Source organism: Streptomyces neyagawaensis (assembly GCF_023516595.1).
Classification (GTDB): Bacteria; Actinomycetota; Actinomycetes; order Streptomycetales; family Streptomycetaceae; genus Streptomyces; species Streptomyces neyagawaensis.
Map to the genome: position 1 here is coordinate 1 of NZ_JAMGBG010000224.1, position 621 is coordinate 621.

Sequence of the window (621 nt, forward strand, 5' to 3'; positions counted from 1 at the left end):
GCACGGTGATGCCGGCGAGGGTCGTGGACGCGCCGCCGACGCCCAGCACCACGCCCTCGTCCTTGCTGCCGATGCCCCCGGCCCCGCCGACCGCGCACCCCAGGTCGGACACGATGAACCAGTCCTCGCCACCGGGGCCGCCGTACGGTCGTACGTCGACGGTGGCGGCGATCTCCTCGGAGGAACCACCGACGGGAACCAGCCATCCACTCTCGACACACGCGTCGACAGGCAGCGCCTCCTCCACGCGCGCGCGTGCCACCGGCTGCTGCAGGAGAAACAGCCGGACGAGCGCCTCCAGCGCCGACTCGCCGCGCGTGGCCCGCAACGCAGGCACCACTTCGCTCCGGGCGAGGGCCGCGTACGCGGAGGCACCGAGCAGTTCGAGCAGCCCGTCGGCGGTGAAGTCGGCGCCGATCAACGCGGCGCGCAACCGGGCGGCGACATCGGAACGGTCAACGGACGGCAGGGAGGGCAGCTTGGAGTCACTCACAGACGTCAGCGTAGCCGCGCCGGGCCGCCCAGCCCCGGCCGCGCGGACCACGGCCGGGCGCGCGCCGCCATCCGTCGCGCGGACCACGGCCGGGCGCGCCGCCGTCAGCCGTCCGGGCCCATGGCCGG

Annotated in this window: 1 protein-coding gene; it reads right to left on the reverse strand. The window is 75.4% G+C overall.

The window, feature by feature from the left end; translation table 11 throughout:
- Nucleotides 1-493 (reverse strand): DUF7059 domain-containing protein (locus tag M8J73_RS44220; RefSeq protein ID WP_443740389.1); only part of this gene is annotated, 493 nt, incomplete at its 3' end.
- Nucleotides 494-621: the final 128 nt, after the last annotated feature.